The organism is Streptacidiphilus pinicola, from assembly GCF_003258295.1.
Classification (GTDB): Bacteria; Actinomycetota; Actinomycetes; order Streptomycetales; family Streptomycetaceae; genus Streptacidiphilus; species Streptacidiphilus pinicola.
On sequence record NZ_QKYN01000036.1, the window covers coordinates 44,421 to 61,007 of the forward strand.

The 16,587-nt window shown below is 70.8% G+C and carries 18 protein-coding genes; 12 read left to right on the top strand and 6 right to left on the bottom strand.

The annotated features are described in order from the left end of the window. The first annotated feature begins 159 nt into the window (after nt 1-159). Nucleotides 160-1,656, top strand: a complete 1,497-nt coding sequence (locus DN069_RS09145; protein ID WP_165845436.1) for an RICIN domain-containing protein — start codon at nt 160-162, stop codon at nt 1,654-1,656. A gap of 130 nt (nt 1,657-1,786) precedes the next feature. Further along, complete coding sequence (locus tag DN069_RS09150; protein WP_111500372.1) at nt 1,787-2,287, top strand: hypothetical protein; 501 nt, start codon at nt 1,787-1,789, stop codon at nt 2,285-2,287. A gap of 86 nt (nt 2,288-2,373) precedes the next feature. Here the strand turns inward: DN069_RS09150 and DN069_RS09155 are convergent, their stop codons facing one another. Then, nucleotides 2,374-3,141, bottom strand: a complete 768-nt coding sequence (locus tag DN069_RS09155; protein WP_111500373.1) for a pirin family protein — start codon at nt 3,139-3,141, stop codon at nt 2,374-2,376. 111 nt (nt 3,142-3,252) lie between these two features. Between DN069_RS09155 and DN069_RS09160 the strand changes: the two genes are divergently transcribed. The 5 genes from DN069_RS09160 (at nt 3,253) to DN069_RS09180 (ending at nt 6,326) form a co-directional block, all read left to right on the top strand. Next, the gene (locus DN069_RS09160; protein ID WP_111500374.1) at nt 3,253-3,759 is read left to right on the top strand and encodes a MarR family winged helix-turn-helix transcriptional regulator; all 507 of its coding nucleotides are present in this window, start codon (nt 3,253-3,255) and stop codon (nt 3,757-3,759) included. A gap of 128 nt (nt 3,760-3,887) precedes the next feature. Next, nucleotides 3,888-4,424 (top strand): YceI family protein, encoded by a 537-nt coding sequence (locus DN069_RS09165; RefSeq protein WP_111500375.1) that lies wholly within the window; start codon nt 3,888-3,890, stop codon nt 4,422-4,424. 31 nt (nt 4,425-4,455) lie between these two features. Continuing rightward, on the top strand, nt 4,456-5,019 hold the full coding sequence (locus tag DN069_RS09170) for an NADPH-dependent FMN reductase (protein ID WP_111500376.1): 564 nt from the start codon (nt 4,456-4,458) through the stop codon (nt 5,017-5,019). 16 nt (nt 5,020-5,035) lie between these two features. Continuing rightward, nucleotides 5,036-5,944 carry an oxidoreductase gene (locus DN069_RS09175; protein WP_111500377.1) on the top strand — a complete coding sequence of 303 codons (909 nt, stop codon included), beginning with the start codon at nt 5,036-5,038 and terminating at the stop codon, nt 5,942-5,944. A gap of 22 nt (nt 5,945-5,966) precedes the next feature. Beyond that, on the top strand, nt 5,967-6,326 hold the full coding sequence (locus tag DN069_RS09180) for a nuclear transport factor 2 family protein (RefSeq protein WP_111500378.1): 360 nt from the start codon (nt 5,967-5,969) through the stop codon (nt 6,324-6,326). A gap of 15 nt (nt 6,327-6,341) precedes the next feature. Here DN069_RS09180 and DN069_RS09185 read toward each other — a convergent pair whose 3' ends face one another. Next, a complete protein-coding gene (locus DN069_RS09185; RefSeq protein ID WP_111500379.1) occupies nt 6,342-7,562 on the bottom strand; it encodes a low temperature requirement protein A in 1,221 nt (406 codons plus the stop codon). A gap of 49 nt (nt 7,563-7,611) precedes the next feature. Further along, on the bottom strand, nt 7,612-7,845 hold the full coding sequence (locus tag DN069_RS41425) for a nuclear transport factor 2 family protein (protein WP_243639030.1): 234 nt from the start codon (nt 7,843-7,845) through the stop codon (nt 7,612-7,614). Nucleotides 7,846-7,879: 34 nt separating this feature from the next. Here DN069_RS41425 and DN069_RS09195 point away from each other — a divergent pair, with 34 nt between their 5' ends. Continuing rightward, a complete protein-coding gene (locus tag DN069_RS09195; RefSeq protein ID WP_111500381.1) occupies nt 7,880-8,476 on the top strand; it encodes a TetR/AcrR family transcriptional regulator in 597 nt (198 codons plus the stop codon). 26 nt (nt 8,477-8,502) lie between these two features. On the opposite strand, the gene DN069_RS09200 is transcribed toward DN069_RS09195, so the two are convergent. Beyond that, nucleotides 8,503-9,462 carry an Lrp/AsnC family transcriptional regulator gene (locus DN069_RS09200; protein ID WP_111500417.1) on the bottom strand — a complete coding sequence of 320 codons (960 nt, stop codon included), beginning with the start codon at nt 9,460-9,462 and terminating at the stop codon, nt 8,503-8,505. A gap of 129 nt (nt 9,463-9,591) precedes the next feature. On the opposite strand from DN069_RS09200, the gene DN069_RS09205 reads away from it, so the two are divergent. Further along, entirely contained in the window at nt 9,592-11,211 is a 1,620-nt protein-coding gene (locus DN069_RS09205) for an amidohydrolase (RefSeq protein ID WP_111500382.1), read from the top strand. Between the two features lie 60 nt (nt 11,212-11,271). Here DN069_RS09205 and DN069_RS09210 read toward each other — a convergent pair whose 3' ends face one another. Further along, a complete protein-coding gene (locus tag DN069_RS09210) occupies nt 11,272-11,700 on the bottom strand; it encodes a nitroreductase family deazaflavin-dependent oxidoreductase (RefSeq protein ID WP_111500383.1) in 429 nt (142 codons plus the stop codon). 149 nt (nt 11,701-11,849) lie between these two features. On the opposite strand from DN069_RS09210, the gene DN069_RS09215 reads away from it, so the two are divergent. Next, nucleotides 11,850-13,682 carry a glycoside hydrolase family 15 protein gene (locus DN069_RS09215; RefSeq protein WP_111500384.1) on the top strand — a complete coding sequence of 611 codons (1,833 nt, stop codon included), beginning with the start codon at nt 11,850-11,852 and terminating at the stop codon, nt 13,680-13,682. A 401-nt stretch (nt 13,683-14,083) separates the two neighbouring features. Here DN069_RS09215 and DN069_RS09220 read toward each other — a convergent pair whose 3' ends face one another. Beyond that, nucleotides 14,084-15,193 (bottom strand): glycoside hydrolase family 19 protein, encoded by a 1,110-nt coding sequence (locus tag DN069_RS09220; RefSeq protein WP_111500385.1) that lies wholly within the window; start codon nt 15,191-15,193, stop codon nt 14,084-14,086. 206 nt (nt 15,194-15,399) lie between these two features. Between DN069_RS09220 and DN069_RS09225 the strand changes: the two genes are divergently transcribed. Together DN069_RS09225 and DN069_RS40865 are read left to right on the top strand one after the other, a co-directional pair. After that, the gene (locus DN069_RS09225; RefSeq protein WP_207892097.1) at nt 15,400-15,903 is read left to right on the top strand and encodes a P-loop nucleotide/nucleoside kinase family protein; all 504 of its coding nucleotides are present in this window, start codon (nt 15,400-15,402) and stop codon (nt 15,901-15,903) included. A 230-nt stretch (nt 15,904-16,133) separates the two neighbouring features. Beyond that, nucleotides 16,134-16,475, top strand: coding sequence for a hypothetical protein (locus DN069_RS40865; RefSeq protein WP_207892098.1), 342 nt, complete (start codon nt 16,134-16,136; stop codon nt 16,473-16,475). The last annotated feature ends 112 nt before the right edge of the window (nt 16,476-16,587 follow it).

Here is a 16,587-nt window from a genome sequence, read left to right on the forward strand (position 1 = left end):
CCGATGCTAGGAACGGCCTCGAAGGCCGGTCCAGGCCTGCCGAAGCGGCCTTGGGCCCCTGGGCCCAAGGCCCACCAGCTGTACGCCCGAACAGCGTTGACACCCTCCGGACGCGCGGCGAACGATCTGAGGACACCGCCGAGTGCCAGGGAGACGAAGGTGACTCTGTCGAGCCGATCCGCCCAGAGCCCTGCCCAGCGCCGCTCCTGGCTCGTCCGGCTTCGCCCGCGCCGCGGCACGCCACGACCTGCTGCCGCCCGTGCCGACCACGGGCTGTGGACCGTGGACCGGGTGGTCCGCGCCCTCGCCACCTCGTGCGACGCCGAGCACCGCGAGGTTCCCGCCGTCCATGCGGTCGTGATCGGCACCGACCGGGTCCGGCTCTACCTGAGCACCGCCGACGAACAGCCGCCTCCGGACTGGGAGTCCGAGCAGGACGGCCGGATCTGGCACGCGCCGCTGCGTGGACTGCAGAGCGCCCGGGTGTCGGACGCCCTGCCTGACGCCTTTCCGCAGCTCGTCTCCCTCGGCGTCTCACGTGAGGGCTTCGTCCTGCTCAACCTCGGCCGCGCCGGCGGGATCATCGCCCTGGAGGGCGATGCCCGACAGGTCCGGCTGCTCGCCCAGGACTGGACCAGGGAGCTGACCAGCAGCCCGTGGTCGCGCGAGGTCCGCCTGGTGCGGATCGGCTTCAAGTCCAGCCCCGCGGATCCGGAGGAGACGGTCGAGGCCAGGTCGCTCGGTGACGCCACCTCCACGCTGGCCGGCTACGACAGCGCCGTACTGCTCCTGGCCACCCCACCGGGCGGCCGGGACCGCGAGGTACTGCACAGGGCCGCCGCGGATCCGGCCGGACGCTGGACTGTCGTGGTCGTCGGACGGATGGAGCAACCGCGCTGGCGCCTGGTCCTGGGCCCCGACGGCATGGTGGACACCGGGTTCCTGGTCCACCCGGTGTCACGCCGGCTCGACCTGCCGCTGGACGCGCCGGAACTCGTCTTCCCCGACGACGATTCCGACTCCGACCCAGACCCCGACCTCGCGGCGAACCCGACGTCGACGGCCGGCGGCCGGGGCCGCCTCCCCCGACGCGGCGCCCTTCTCGCGTCCTCGGCCGCCGTGGTGGTGGCCGCCGTGGTCGCCGTCCTGGCCGCCACGCAGCTGGGATCCGCCCCCACGACTCCCGTGGCCCGCGCCTCCGCCGCTCCCGGCACGACCGCCTCGCATCCGGCCGTCCCGCCGGTGACCCAGCCCACCGCCACCTCGACCGGACCGGCAGCCCCACCGCCTCGCCCTGCCGGCACGCTGCTGAAGAACCCGGCCACCGGCGAGTGTCTCAGCGCCGGCGCCGGCACCGACGGAACCCCACTGGCCCTGACCGCCTGCAACGGCAACGCCAACCAGCGCTGGCAGGTCGCCTCGAACGGCACGATCCAGAGTCAGGGACTGTGCATGGACGCGGCCTGGGGCGCCACCACCCCCGGAACGATGGTCCAGGTGGCGCGCTGCAGCGGCAACCCTGCCCAGCTCTTCTCGCTCCGCCAAGGCAGGATCTACTCCCACCAGGCCGGCCTGTGCACCGCCGAGGTCAACGGCGGTACAGCCATCCACCTCGCCCCCTGCACCGGCCCCTCCACCGGTTTCCAGGAGGCCTGACGGCGCCCCGCACCGTGTCAGCCGGCCCGGCCCGGTCGACCGACCCGTCACCCGGCTCGGCTGAACGCGCGCCCGTCAGCCGTGTTCTCCTGACAGAAGATGTCAGTGAAAGGGTCCTAACCTCACCGGCATGACATCCACGACACCTCAGGTCTGGCACGCCGGCACCGACGTCATCGCAGGGCGCCACGTCAAGCGCTACCACATCAGCCGCGACCGGACCCCGATCGACCCGCAGATCGAGAAGAACGCCTACGACCTCGTTCCGGGGTTCCTGGCCCCACGCGACGAGACGACCCCGCCCGCCGCGTTCACCATCCTGTTCCGCAGTGCGGCCGGCGCGCACCTGAACGTCTACAGCTGGTACTGGGACAACTGCGTCTGGGCGCGGTTCGCCACCGGCGGTGTCCCGCTGATCGGCAGTCCCGACGAGGACCCCCGGAACATGGCCGAGCTCACCATCCCGCTGATCGGCTGCACCTACGAACTCGGCGTCCTGGTGCACGAGCGCGCGGCCTGGCTGCGGCACGTCTTCGGCACCGAGAAGCCGGACCTCGACGCCTACCTGGCCGACGTGATGCCCACCGGGCCGATCGGCCTGCCTAACGACGGACTGACCACAGCGTCATAGATCTGGTCGCCGCTCGGCGGCGGGCTGCTGACCGGGCGCTACCGGAAGGGCCGGCAGGCCGCGCCGTCCGCCACCCGGAACCGAGTTCAGAGCGCGGCAGTGGCGTGCATCTCCCAGACCAGGACTTCGGCCGAGGTGACGGCCGAGACCCGCTGTCCGCCCGTGGCGGTGAAGCGGGCGGCATCGCCCTCGTCGAGGGCGCCGACGCCTTCGACGTCGACCGAGCCGCGCGGGACGAAGAGGTGCAGGAACGGCGCCTCGGGTAGCGCGACCTGCTCTCCGGGGCGCAGCCGTGCGGCGTGCAGAGCCGCGTAGCGGTTCCGGATCCGGATCGCGCTGGCGTCCCGGTGCCGGTCCATGCCGGAGGCGACGGTGACCAGTGAACCGCCGAGCAACTCGTCGTCGATCTCGAGCTGCTCGTAGCCGGGCGTGACACCGGGCTCGTCGGGCAGCACCCACATCTGGACGAAGCGCACGGGCGTGGTGGGGCGCACGTCCGCGGCTCGGTAGGTGTCGTTCTTCTCCGAATGCAGGATCCCCGTGCCGGCGCTCATCCGCTGGGCGAGCCCTGGGTAGATCACGCCGGAGTGGCCGGTCGAGTCCTGGTGGACCAGGGAGCCCTGGAGCACCCAGGTGACGATCTCCATGTCCTGGTGCGGGTGGGTCTCGAAGCCGGCGCCGGGCTGCACCAGATCCTCGTTGTGGACGAGCAGCAGACCGTGGTGGGTATTGGCGGGGTCGGGCCGGCCGGTGCCGAGCGAGAACGAGTGCTTGGAGTCGAGCCAGGAGAGCCGGCTGGCGTGCCGTTCACCGGCGCGCCGCACCTCGACGGTGGGGGTGAGCAGTCCAGGCATGGGGGCCTCCTTCGTGGGGCTACATGTTCAACATTCAACCTTGAGGGTACGTCGCCGTGACTTTAATGTTCAAGCATGTCATCCGCAGAGTGCGGCTGTTACGCTCCCCTCATGACCACCCAGGACGAAGCAGCCGCCCAGGCGGGGACAGACGAACACGCCGACCTGTGGCTGACCTCCGGCGAGCTGGACTCGTGGCTGTCGGTGGTCCGCCTGATGACCCGGCTTCCTTGGGCCATCGACACCCAGCTCCAGCGCGACGCCGACCTGAGCATGGTCGAGTACATGGCCCTGGCCATGCTGTCCGAGGCCCCCGAATGGACCCTGCGAATGAGCACGCTCGCCGAGAACACCAGCACCTCACTGTCGCGCCTCTCCCACATGGTCAAGCGGCTCGAGAGCCGCGGCTACGTCCGCCGCGAGGCGGATCCGGCCGACGGGCGCTTCACCAACGCGATCCTGCTCCCGGCCGGCATGGCCAAGCTGGAGTCCGCCGCCCCCGCGCACGTGGCCTACGTCCGCCGCCTGGTCGTGGACAACCTCTCCGGCGAGCGCCTGCGCCGCCTCGGCCAGGACGCCGAGCGGATCCTGCAGCGGATCGACTCGCCTGCCCGTTGACAGCCTCGCCCGAACAGGGCGGGAATGAACGACTCGCCGGATGCGCTATCACTTGAGCCTTCAAGTTCAGAGGACTAGGGTTTCACTTGAAGGCTCAAGTCAATGAGAACTCGACCGAGGAGCTCATCATGACCACCGCAACGCCGACGCCGACCCCGGGCCACTACGCCATCGACGTCCCCCGCTCGGAGATCACCTTCACCACCAAGCACCTGTTCGGTCTGGGCACCGTCCGCGGCAGCTTCCAGCTGCGCGGCGGCACGGTCTCCCTCGCCGAGCCGCTCACCGCGACCCGCGTCGACGCCGTCGCCGACGCGGCCAGCTTCGACACCGGCAACAAGAACCGTGACCGCCAGGTGCTGTCCAAGGCGCTGCTGGACACCGAGAACTACCCCGACATCGTCTTCAGCGCCGCCGGCGCCGAGCTGGACCAGGGCGGAGCCTGGGCCCTTCAGGGCCGGCTGACCGCGCACGGCGTCGACGCACCCGTCACCTTCACCGTGACCAGGGCGGAGGTCATCGGCGACGAGATCGCCGTGGAAGCGGTAGCGACCGTCGACCGCTACGCCCACGGCGTCACCAAGCTCAAGGGCATGGCCGCCCGCCACCTCCAGCTGACCGCCTCTGTCCGCGCCCGGCGGGGCAACGGCAGCCACACCGCCTGAGCAGGCCAGGCAGACCGAAGGAGTGAACGACATGAGCACCCTCAAGATCGCCGTGATCCTCGGCAGCACGCGCCCCGGCCGCAACGGCAAGGCCGTCGCCGACTGGGTCGTCGACCGCGCGGGCGCCCGCACCGGCGCCGAGTACGAACTCGTCGACCTCGCCGACTGGCCGCTGCCCTTCATGGACGAGCCGATCCCGCCCTCGATGGGCCAGTACCAGGGCGCGCTCACCAAGGCGTGGGCGGCCAAGGTCGCTGAGTTCGACGGCTACGTCTTCGTCACACCGGAGTACAACCACTCCGTCCCGGCCGTGTTGAAGAACGCCATCGACACCGCCTACGCGGAGTGGAACAACAAGGCCGCCGCCGTGGTGTCCTACGGGACGGTCGGCGGAATCCGCGCCGCCGAGCACCTGCGCGGCATCGCCAGCGCCGTCCAGCTCGCGCACGTCCACCAGCAGTTGGCCTTCTCGCTGTTCACCGACTTCGAGAACCTCTCCCTCTTCAAGCCCGACGCGCACCACGACGCCTCGGCGACGAAGCTGTTCGAGGAGATCGAAGCCTGGTCGACCGCCATGAAGACCCTGCGCGTCTGAGCCGTCGGGAGACACCATGCCCCAGCAGCCCTCTCACCTCGCGCCCGCGGACACCTACGCGTTGGGCGCGAGACGGGTCCACCGGATCGGCTACGGCGCGATGCAACTGGCCGGCGACAACGTCTTCGGCCCGCCCCGCGACCGCGACGAGGCCCTGCGCGTGCTGCGCGCCGCGGTCGCCGGCGGCGTCGACCACATCGACACCGCCCAGTACTACGGGCCCGGCGTCGTCAACGAGTTGATCCGCGAGGCGCTCCATCCGTACCCGGCCGGCCTCGCCATCGTCAGCAAGGTCGCCGCCCGCCGCGACGAGAACGGCGCGATCCTGCCGTTCGACCAGCCGCACCAACTGCGCCAGGGCATCGAGGAGAACCTCGTCACCCTCGGCACCGACCGCCTGGCCGCGGTCAATCTGCGCCTGGTCGACCGAACGGCCCCGCCCGGTCCACGCTTTGACGCCCAGTTGGCCGAGCTCGTCCGGGCCCGCGACGAGGGCCTGGTCGACGGCATCGGCCTCAGCAACATCACCCGTGCCCATCTGCTGCGCGCCCTGGACCAGACCGACATCGTGTGCGTCCAGAACCTGTTCAACCTCGCTGACCAGTCGTCCTTCGACGTGCTGCGCGAATGCTCCGAGCGCGGGATCGCGTTCGTCCCGTTCTGCCCGCTCGGGTGGCCGCGCGGCGTGCAGAACGGAATTCTGAGCAGCGGTGCCGTGGCCGGCCTCGCCGCGCGACTCCAAGCCACCCCCGCCCAGATCGCCCTGGCCTGGCTGCTGGACCTCGCCCCCAACATCCTGCTCATTCCCGGCACCCGCACCCGCGCCCACCTGACCGAGAACCTCGCCACGGCCGCCGTCCGTCTCGACCCCGCCGCCCGCGCCGAACTGGCCAGTCACTTCCCGCCCCCGCACGCGGCGGCATGAACGCCCGGAAGGAGCACCGCCCATGACTGCCACCGTCACCGACCTGATGCGCCGCAACCTGCTCGACGTCTTCAACGAACCGGACCCCGAACGCCGCTCCCGAGCTGTCGCCGAGACGTACGCCGAGGACGTCGTCTGGCACGAACCCGACCGCGTTGTCCGCGGGCGCGAGGCACTCGCCCGGCGAGCCGAGGAGCTGCGCGCGCAGCTCCCGAACTGGGTCTTCGAGCCCGACGGTGCCGTCTCCGTCACCGACGACCTCGGCCACCTCGGCTTCCGCTACGGTCCCGCCGGGCAGCCTCCCGTCGTCTCGGGCATGGACATCGCCCACTGCAGGGACGGCGTCATCGTCGAGCTGTACACGCTGGTCCGGGCAGGCTGAAGCGGGGCGTATCCGTCACTCGGCGGCGGGCTGCTCCGCCTGGCGCAGCCGGTACGCCACGGCGACGCTCCACGGAACGCCGAGGAGCAGGACCAGGATCACGCCGAGCACGACCGGGGCCGGGCGCGCCGCGCCGAGGCCGAGGCAGGCCAGGGCGGTAGCGGCGCAGACGCGGGAGAGCGGGCGGTAGAGCGCGCGCTTGGTGCGCCAGACCACGAGACTGCCGGCCACCAGCATCGTGCTCGCCAGGACCAGCGCGGCGCCGCCGCACAGCACCCACGCGGTGGCGGCGCCGGTGCGGTCCTCGTGGGCGTGCTCGACCAGGTCGACCATGGCCGCGCCCATCGCGGCCACCGCCGCGGTCAGCGGCAGGTGGGCGAGCATCCACTGGACCGTCGCAGCCGGCGACTGCCGCGGCTCGCGGTGGCCGGCGAAGTCGAAGTACGTCCACCAGGCGCCGAAGCCCGCGACGACCGCGACCAGGCCGACGGCCATCGTGAGCGCGTTGACCGGCTCCGCCGCGAGCCCGGTGACGACACCCGTCACGGTCTCCCCCAACACGATGATGATGAGCAGCCCGAACCGCTCGATCAGCGCGTCGGTGACGCTGAGGGTGACGGCCCGTACCGGTGTGACGCAGAGGATCACGACGACGAAGCCGGCCAGGTAGGCGACGTCCAGTGCGCCCCACGTCCACACCCTGGCCCCGGTCGGCAGTACGGAACCGACCGCGAGGACGACGGCGCAGACGGCGGTGCCGGTGACGAAGAGACGGCTGGGGCGGCGGTACTCGGGCTCGTCCCCGCGTGAGGCCAGTCCCCAGAGCAGGGCGAGCACCGCGAACAGCACCCCTGCCGCGACGGAGAAGGCCGCGCCCCGGGCGCCGCCCGCCTGCGGGATGAACGCCCCGAGCGGGACCAGGACCAGGATCTGCAGCAGGAAGGTGATCCGGGCCCGGGCGTCCTCGTGGCCGTGCAGCTCGTGGTGCAGACTGCCGTTGACCCACGCGATCCACACCAGCCCGAACACCGCGCCGTACTCGCCGATCCCACGCCAGGTCAGCTGCCCGGCGAGGTGGTGCGCCGCCTGGGCGACCAGGACGACCACGACCAGGTCGTAGAACAGCTCCAACGGCCCGACGACCCGCTCGCGCGGCTGGTCCCCGTGCGGTCGCGGCGGCTGCCAGAGCTGGCGCCGCAGCCGCCGCAGCAGCGGCTGCGCGGCCGAGTCGGGCATGCGGCTGGTCCCCTCGATCTGCTGGTCTCCTCGATCTGGGCTGCCCGGTTCAGGGCAGGGTCTCGGTCCAGTCGACCATCAGCCGCCGCTCGGCGAAGAACCACTCGCCGTCCTGCTTGACGAATTCGTCGAGATAGCGGATCGAGGCCACCGTGATCGTGCGTTCTGCGTCCGTCCCGAACGTGATGTGGTGGGCGAGGCAGTAGCTCTCGCCGCGGGCAAGGTCGCCGTCCTGCCTCGTAAACTGTTTGACACCTGTATAAGAACACCGGGCGCGGGCCACCGCAACCGGACGGGAGAGTCCGGAGGGACACTGCGTGAGCACGGTGGGCGGCAGGACCGATCCGCGGGTCACCCGGACCACAACCGCCCTGCGGGAGGCCGTCGTCGAGCTCGCCTCGCAGCGGCCCGTCTCCCGGATCACCGTCGCCGAACTGGCGGAGCGCGCCGGGGTCACTCGGGCCACGTTCTACAACCGCTATGCGACGCCGCTCGACCCGCTGATCGAGGCACTCCAGGCCGATCTGGAGACCGGCCACCGCCTGGAGGAACAACGCCGGGCCGAGGGGCTTACGGGCCCGGAGCTGCTGCGTCTGGCCACGGCCGAGGTCGCCGACCACGTCGAGCGGTTCGCGCTCGTCTACCGGCACGCCGTGGCCGAACCCGCCGACGGAGGCGTCTACGACGCGCTGGTGCGTCACTTCGCCGCCTACGCGCGGGGCTTCCTCGCCCGTGCCGGCGAGGGGGCGGCGCCGGACGTGAGCCGCGCGGTCGTCGCGCAGTTCCTGGCCCACGGCTTCGCCGGAGCGATCCGGGCCTGGCTCGCCGACCCGTCCGTCACCAAGCAGGACCTCGTCGAGGCGGCCGTCGCCTGCGCACCGGCCTGGTGGCCGGCCGCGGCGGAGCGGCCTTAGGGCCTGTCCGGCGGGCGACCGGGGCTTCAGCGGCGGATCAGGCCCGTGCGTTTCACGGTGGCGAGCAGCGGGGTGACGTCGATGGCGGTGACCGAATCCAACGGGCCGACAGAGTCGGTGAGGAAGGCGTACAGGGCGTCGAGGTTCGCGGCGGCGACGGCGACGACGAGATTCGCCGGGCCGGTGGTCGCCGCGCAGAACCGGACGTGCGGGTGGGCGCTCAGGGTCTGCGCGGTCTCCTGCAGCGCCCCCGGCCGGACTGCGATCCACAGCAACGCCTCGGTCTGCGCGTCGAGCAGGGCGAGGTCGATCTCGGTGGCCAGGCGTACGACCTGGCCGGCCACGAGGGCCTCGACGCGGCGTCGCGCGGTCAGCGCGGTGGTGCCGGTGCGGCGGGCCAGGTCCGTCCAGGTGGCCCGACCGTCCTCGGCGAGCGCGGTGATCAACGCGATGTCGAGGTCGAGCAACGGCGCCGTCGTCGGAGGCGGCGTCATTTCGGGGGCGAGTTCGGCCAGTTCGGCGGCCGAGAGGAGGCCGGCGGTCCAGCGGAACGCCGTGGGGAAGACGCGCAGCAGCGTGTGGGCGGTCCAGGAGCCCACGGCGTCGGTGGCGGGCAGGTCGCGCAGCAGCAGGCTGTTCCGTGCCTCCGGGCCGTCCAGGAAGAAGACCGCGGAGATCTCGTCGCCGCCGCCGAGGATGTCCACCCAGACGGTGTCGCCGCGGCGGGCCAGAGCCTGGGCGACCTGACGGATCCTGCTGGGCCGGCAGCGGATCCGCAGGACGAGGGGAACCAGGTGCGGGAAGAGCGCCGGGTTGCGGACGACGGTCGCGCGGAGCGTGCTGTCGGCGTAGAGCAGGGCGACCCGGCGGACGACGGTCCGCTCGGACAGCCCCAGACAGCGGGCCAGCTCACGCCAGGAGGCGCGCGGCGAGGCGACCAGCGCGGCCGCGATCCGCCGGTCGGTCTCGTCCAGCACCTGTCTCATGATCTGCATTCTAGGCGCATGCTTTGGCGTGATTCCCGCGTGAGCGTCCTCCCTTTGGCGGTCTTTCTCCGCGCGGCGCCTACAACGGTCTCGTCACCAAGGGACACCTTCGAGACGAGGGAGAAGACGATGACCGATCACGGAGCCGACCTGCTGATCCGCGCCGGCGCGGTGCACACCCTGGTGCCCGGTCAGGCACCGCAGCGTGCCCTGGCTGTGCGTGGGGACCGAATCGTCGGTGTGTCCGCCCATCCCAAGGGCCTCGACCACCTGGTGAGCGCGGGTACCCAGGTGCACGACCTGCCCGGCTCGACCGTGCTGCCCGCCTTCGACGACACCCACACCCATCTGATCTTCGCGGCGCTCGGCGCGCGGGACGTCCCCGTCCACCAGGCCCGCACCATCCCGGAGTTCCTCGAGCTGATCCGGCAGCGAGCCGCCGTCACCCCCGCAGGCGAGTGGATCCGCACCACCACCAACTGGCAGGAACTCAACCTCGCCGAGCGCCGCATGCCCACCGCGGCCGAACTCGACCAGGCCACCGACCGGCACCCGGTCCTGGTCAAGCGCGGCGGCCACAACGACGTCGTCAACAGCTACGCACTCCGCCTGGCGGGCATCACCGAGGACACCCCCGTGCCGCCGGGCGGCACCATCGGCCGCGGCGCCGACGGCAGGCTGAACGGTCGTCTCATCGACAACGCCCTGCACCTGGTGGAGCACCTGGTCCCGGCCCCGGACCGGACCGAGCGCATTGAAGGACTGCGCCTGGCGAGCCGTCACTACGCCGCCACGGGCATCGGCACCGTCCGCGACTGCGCGGTCACCCCCGAGGACTACGCGGTGCTCCTGGCCGCCCGCGAGGCCGGCGCGCTCAGCACCCGCGTCCGCGCGCTGATCTCCGCCCTGGGCTTCACCAGCGCAGGCCAGGTGGAGGACCTGCTCGACGTCATGGAGGAGTGGCGTGACAGCTCCGATCCCCAGCTCTCCGTGTGGGGTGTGAAGTTCGGTCTCGACGGCGGCCTGGAGGCCGGCGCCACCGAGGAGCCGTACGCCTGCGACCACTCCTACTCCGGCATGCTGATCTGGGAGCCGGACGCACTGGTCGAAGCCGTCGAGGCGGTGGTCCGGCGCGGCTGGCGCGTCGGCACGCACGCGTACGGCGACCGGGCGGTCCGCACCCTCCTGGACGTCTACGAGCGCGTTCTGGAGCGCAACCCGGGTCTGCCCGCCGGAACGCTGGTCATGGAGCACGGCGGCCTGGCCGGCCCCGAACAGCGCACCCGCGCCGTCGCCCTGGGCATCCCGGTCACCATCCAGCAGCCGCTGCTGCACGACACCGCCGAGGTCGAGGAGGGCTTCTGGGGCCCCGAACGCGTCGCCCGCCTCTTCCCCGCCCGCGGATGGATCGACCTCGGGGCCCAGGTCAGTGCCGGCTCCGACTTCCCCGTCGGCCAGTTCGGCGCCATGCGCTCGGTCTGGGGCATGACGACACGGCAGACCGTCATCGGCGTCAAGGGCCCCGAGCACGCCATCACCTACGACGAGGCCCTCACCCTGCACACCGCCAACGCCGCCCGGCTGCTCGGCGAGGAACACCGGCGCGGCACCCTCACCCCCGGCCGCCTCGCCGACCTCACCATCTGGGACCGGGACCCCGCGCACCTTTCCGCAGACGCCCTGCGCGACCTCATGCCCACGCACACCTTCGTCGGAGGTCGCCTGGTCGCATCCGCCGGCACGAGCTGAGCGAAGTCCCGCCGCGTCCCGCGGTCCCGCCTGACGGCCCGGGCGGGACCCCGGCTTCGGCTACGCCCGTCGGAGTTCGAGCACGGGGATCGTCCGGACTCCGGCGGTCTGCTCGGCGTAGCCGGCGAAGCCCGGGTAGCGCCGTGCCTGTTCGGCAAAGACACGGTCGCGTTCGGCACCGGTCAGCTCGTGGACGGTCACCTGGTACGTCTCGGTGCCGCGTTCGACGGTGCCGCCACCCGCGGCGGTCAGGTTTCGGTACCAGTCCGGGTGGGTGGGCGCTCCGGACTTGGAGGCGAACACGTAGACGACGTCCGGGTCGGTTTCGTGCGCGAGGTACATCATCGGAGTGACGTACTCCCGGCCGCTCTTGCGGCCGTGGTGATGGAGCAGGACCAACGGAGCGCCCTCGAACGGCCCGCCGACCTTGCCCTGGTTCGCTCGGAACTCCGCGATGGTCTTCGCATTCCAGTCCTGCGGCTCGCTCATGTGTCGCTCTCCTGTCCGGAAGGTCTGTCGCTGCCAGCATGGTCGCCCGTCGGGTGAGCCGGCATCACCGGATCGAGGTGATTCACTCGGGCGGTCGCCCTGAGCGGCCGGATCTACCATGGATGTCGAGGTCTTCTTGAGGAGGCCGCATGGCCATCGGAAGCGTGTCCGGCTGGGTGGACGACCCGCGGTACATACCGATCTCCGAGCACGGCCTGATCGGTGATCTTCGAACCGCCGCGCTCGTCGGCACCGACGGCACCATCGACTGGTACTGCTGCCCGCGCTTCGACGCGCCGAGCGTGTTCGGGGCCATCCTCGACGCCGACCGGGGCGGGTCGTTCCAGCTTGCCGCCGACGCGCCGGCACGGACCCGGCAGTTCTACTTCCCCGACACCAACGTGCTGATCACCCGGTTCTACGGCGCCGACGGGGTGGCGGAGATCCAGGACTTCATGCCGGTCCTCGACGAGTCGCGCGAAGCGGGGCGGCACCGGCTGATCCGGCGGGTGGTCTGCGTGCGCGGCAGCCTGCCGTTCCGTGCACGGATCGCGCCCCGTTTCGGCTACGGAGCCGAGCCGCACACCGTGCACGCACAAGCCCATGAGGCCGTCTTCGCGTCCGCCTCGCTCACCCTCGGGCTCACCTCCACCGCGCCGCTGGAATCCGACGGCCTGGACGTGGTGTCGCACTTCAAGCTCCTCGAAGGCGAGTCCGTCGTCTTCGCCCTCGACCGGATCACCGACGACGTCCACCCCCGGGCCTGCCCGGCCGCCGAGGCGGAGGCGGAGTTCGAGGCGACGGTCCTGTTCTGGTGCCGCTGGCTGGCGCAGTCCCGCTACCGCGGCCGATGGCGGGAGATGGTGCACCGCTCCGCGTTGGCGCTGAAGCTGCTCACCTACGCGCCGACCGGCGCGATCGTGGCCGCGCCGACCACCAGCCTGCCCGAGCGGGTCGGCGGCGAACGCAACTGGGACTACCGCTACGTGTGGGTCCGCGACGCCGCCTTCTGCGTCTACGCCATGCTCCGGCTCGGCTTCACCTCGGAGGCCGAGGCGTTCATGGGCTTCCTGTCCGAACGCGGCACCATGCGCGGAGCCGGCCCCACCGGCCCGCTACAGATCATGTACGGCATCGACGGGCGCAGCGAGCTGCCCGAGACCGAGCTGGGCCAGCTCGAGGGCCATCTGGGATCGGCTCCCGTCCGGGTGGGCAACGCCGCCACCGAGCAGCTCCAACTGGACATCTACGGCGCGCTGATCGACTCCGTCTACCTCTACGACAAGTGGGGACAGCCGATCAGCAGCGACCGTTGGGACGAGGTCGGCGCCATGGTGGACTGGCTCTGCGACCACTGGGACCAGCCCGACGAAGGCATCTGGGAGACCCGGGGCGGCCGGAAGAACTTCGTCTACTCGCGGCTGATGTGCTGGGTGGCGATCGAGCGGGCCATCCGGATGGCCAACCGGCGCGGACTGCCAGCCGATCTCCCCCGCTGGCGGCAGAACCGCGACGCGATCTACCGCCAGATCATGCGGCAGGGATGGTCGGACACCCGGAAGGCATTCGTCCAGACCCTCGACGACGACGTCCTCGACGCCTCGGTGCTGATGATGCCGATGGCCAAGTTCATCTCCCCCACCGACCCCAAGTGGCTCTCGACCCTGGACGCGCTCACCACGGAGCTGGTCTCGGACTCGCTGGTCTACCGCTACGACCCGGAGGCCAGCCCGGACGGCCTGCGCGGCGCCGAGGGCACCTTCTCGATCTGCTCCTTCTGGTACGTCGAGGCGCTCACCCGCGCCGGACGCGTGGAGGAGGCCCGGCTGGCCTTCGAGAAGATGCTCACCTACGGCAACCACCTGGGCCTCTACGCCGAGGAGATCGGGCGCTCCGGACAGCAACTCGGGAACTTCCCGCAGGCGTTCACGCATCTCTCGCTGATCAGCGCCGCATTCAACCTCGACCGCGCCCTCGGCTGAGTCAGCCCGCGGCCGCGCTCACCGGAGTACTAGCCCAGCGGGGTGAGGGAGCCCAGGTCGTTGGTCATGGTGTGGGCGTCACCGGCCTGTTGGGGGGTGAGATGGGCGAGCTGCTGGTAGTGGATGCCACTGGTGCTCGGCTGCCAGTTTCCGAGAGCAGCCAGAGGCCCTGCGGTGGCCGGGGGACGGCACCCAGGACGGAGTGGTCGTCGGCGTGGGCGGGGACGGCTGCGACGAGACCGGTCAGGGTGAGCGCGCCGAGCGCGACGATGTTCTTCATGCCTTCCCAACGACCGCCCTGGCGTCAGGTCACCACGAAGGCCCGCGCTGATCTGTCCCTCCACCGGCCGCCCGTGGCTCCCTGGGCGGCCGGTGGCACGTCAGTCCGAAGCGGGGGGCTGTCAGCAGGTGAGATTGGAGCCTGCGGGCACGCCGAGGATGGACGTGAAGGACGTGTAGTCGTTGACGCGATCCTGCATCTCGGCGGTGTTGCCGCCGTTGCACTCGATACTGCCGTTGATGCTGCGGATGGTCTCCCCGAAGCCCGCGCCGTTCACCATGGCGTCGTGGGCGGTCATCGTGCCGGGACCGGTCTGGGTGTTCCAGTACCAGAGACCGGTCTTCCAGGACGTCGCCGCGTCGGACGCGACCAGGCCGGGGTTGTCCAGCAGGTCGATGCCGAGGGCGTCACCGGCCGCCTTGTAGTTGAAGTTCCAGCTGAGCTGCAGCGGCCCGCGGCCGTAGTAGGAGTAGGTGCCGGCCGGGCAGCCGTAGGACTCGCTCGCGCAGTAGTTCCCTGACTGGTCGACCTCGTTGATGTAGACGAGCCCGCTGGTCTCGTGGTCGACGTTGGCCAGGAAGGCCGCGGCCTCCTGCTTCTGCACGGTGGCGCTGCCGGTGGTGGCGAAGCCGGGGTAGGCGCTCAGCGCGGCCACCAGGCCGCTGTAGGTATAGAAGGAGTTCCGGTTCGGGAACATCTGGTCGAACTGGGCTTCGCTGACCACGAATCCGCCCGAGCCGCCGGTACCGCCCCCACCGGAGCCCCCGGCACAGGAGTAGGGGGACCAGTACCAGGTGCTGATGGTCGGGTCGTACCCGGGGTTGTCGTGCGTGGCGATGTAGTACTGGCCGTTCGCGGTGTACTGCACGATGGCGCCGGTGGCATAGGACTGCCCGGCCACCCAGGCGGGATAGTTGCAACTGCCCGAACCGCCGCCGGTGCCTCCGCCGCCGGAACCGCCGCAGGCGCCCTGGTCAGCCCAGACGCCGGAGCCGCCGGTGGAGGGCGCCTCGCCCTGGGTCCACCACTTGGCCTGCCAGTTGTCGCCGTTGTAGGAGGCGGTCATCCCGCCGGTGTAGACCGCGCTGGAGCTCCAGGCCGCGGCGCAGTCCGCCGCCATCGCGGGGCCCGCGGCGCCGAGGACGCTCAGCGGACCGAGCACTCCGGCCAGGACGGCGAGCAGCGCCACGATGCGCCTGCCGCGGTGGGGCCTTGAAGAAGTGGATCGCATGTGCCACTCCAGAAGTGGGGGTGAGTGGAGACCCCAGCAGCAAAGCGTCATTGGTCCAGACCAGTCAAGAGCCTGGGAGCGATTTCTGTCAGGACATGACCAACAGTCGGTGAGGCTCGGTCAGTCCGCGCTGGCCTCACCGCGGTGACAGCCCCCTGCTGCCGCTGCTCTGCCCGGCCGGTCAGCCGGTGATCTAACCTGGTTCGGTGACAGAGCAATTGAGCACGGTGGTGCTGATGTGCGGCCTTCCGGGAGCGGGCAAGACCACCTACGCGATGGAGCTGGTCCAACGCGGTTACGTTCGCCTTTCGATCGACGAGGTGGTCTGGCAACGACTCGGGCAACGCGACGCCGGCCTCGCCCTGGAGACGGAGGCATTCGACCGGCTCAAGGAAGAGGTACGCCGCGAACAGCGGCAGGAGTTGGTCGAACTGATGCTGGCGGGGCGCGACGTGGTCGTGGACTACAGCTTCTGGAGTCGCGCCGCCCGCGATGACTACAAGGCGCTGATCACGAACCACGGCTGCCGCTGGGAACTGGTCCACCTCAAGGCCGATCGCACGACGCTGGAGCGTCGCCTCGAAGCTCGCAGCAGTGAAGAAGGCGCCAACTCCGTCACGGTGAACAAGGCGCTCTTCAACCGCTACCTGTCCAGTTTCGAGGAACCGAAGGGAGAGGGCGAGCAGGTCGTCATGCAGTCCTCGACTTGAGGCCGACGATGCGACCCTTCTGTGACGCGATTCTGAGTACCCGTACTCAAGCGGCAAGCCGACGTAACCCCCACAATGCGGGCGTGAGATGGGCATACGCGGTGGCATCTGCAGCTTTGGTTGTAGCGGCTCCGGTCGCTGCGTGGGGCTTGCTGGGACGACTGGACGTACAGGGAGTCGCGCCGTCCGGCCTGGACTATTTCGTCAAGCCCTTCGATATTCCGCCAGGCATGGAACTCGCCCTGGGGCTGGCCGCACTCGGGGTCGTGCTGGGATGCGGCGCCATGTTGCTTTCGGCCCCGCGCGGGGCTTTCAACTCGCGCTGGTGGTGGGTCATTCTGCCGCTGGTCGCGGCGGGCACGGTCATCGGCTTCGGGGAGCGCGTCCTGACCGCAGGGGTCATCGGCGCCAACATCGGGGCCGGCCTGGTGATCCTCCTGGGCGGCCCTGCCGTCGTCGGCCTGGTCCTTGGAGCCGTGGTTCAGGCACTCATGATCAGGAGGAGCGAGGCCGCCGGCGCAGCGCTCGCTCGTCGTCACTCACCCGGGAACCAGGACATCATCCCGCGATAGACCGGCAGGGGTCCCCGGCCTGCCAGCCGGCGGCGACGATCAGTCCCCGCGCCTCCGCGAGGCATCCGTAGCGGAAGGCGCCCACGCTGAGAAGACCGCGAGGTGTGCGTCC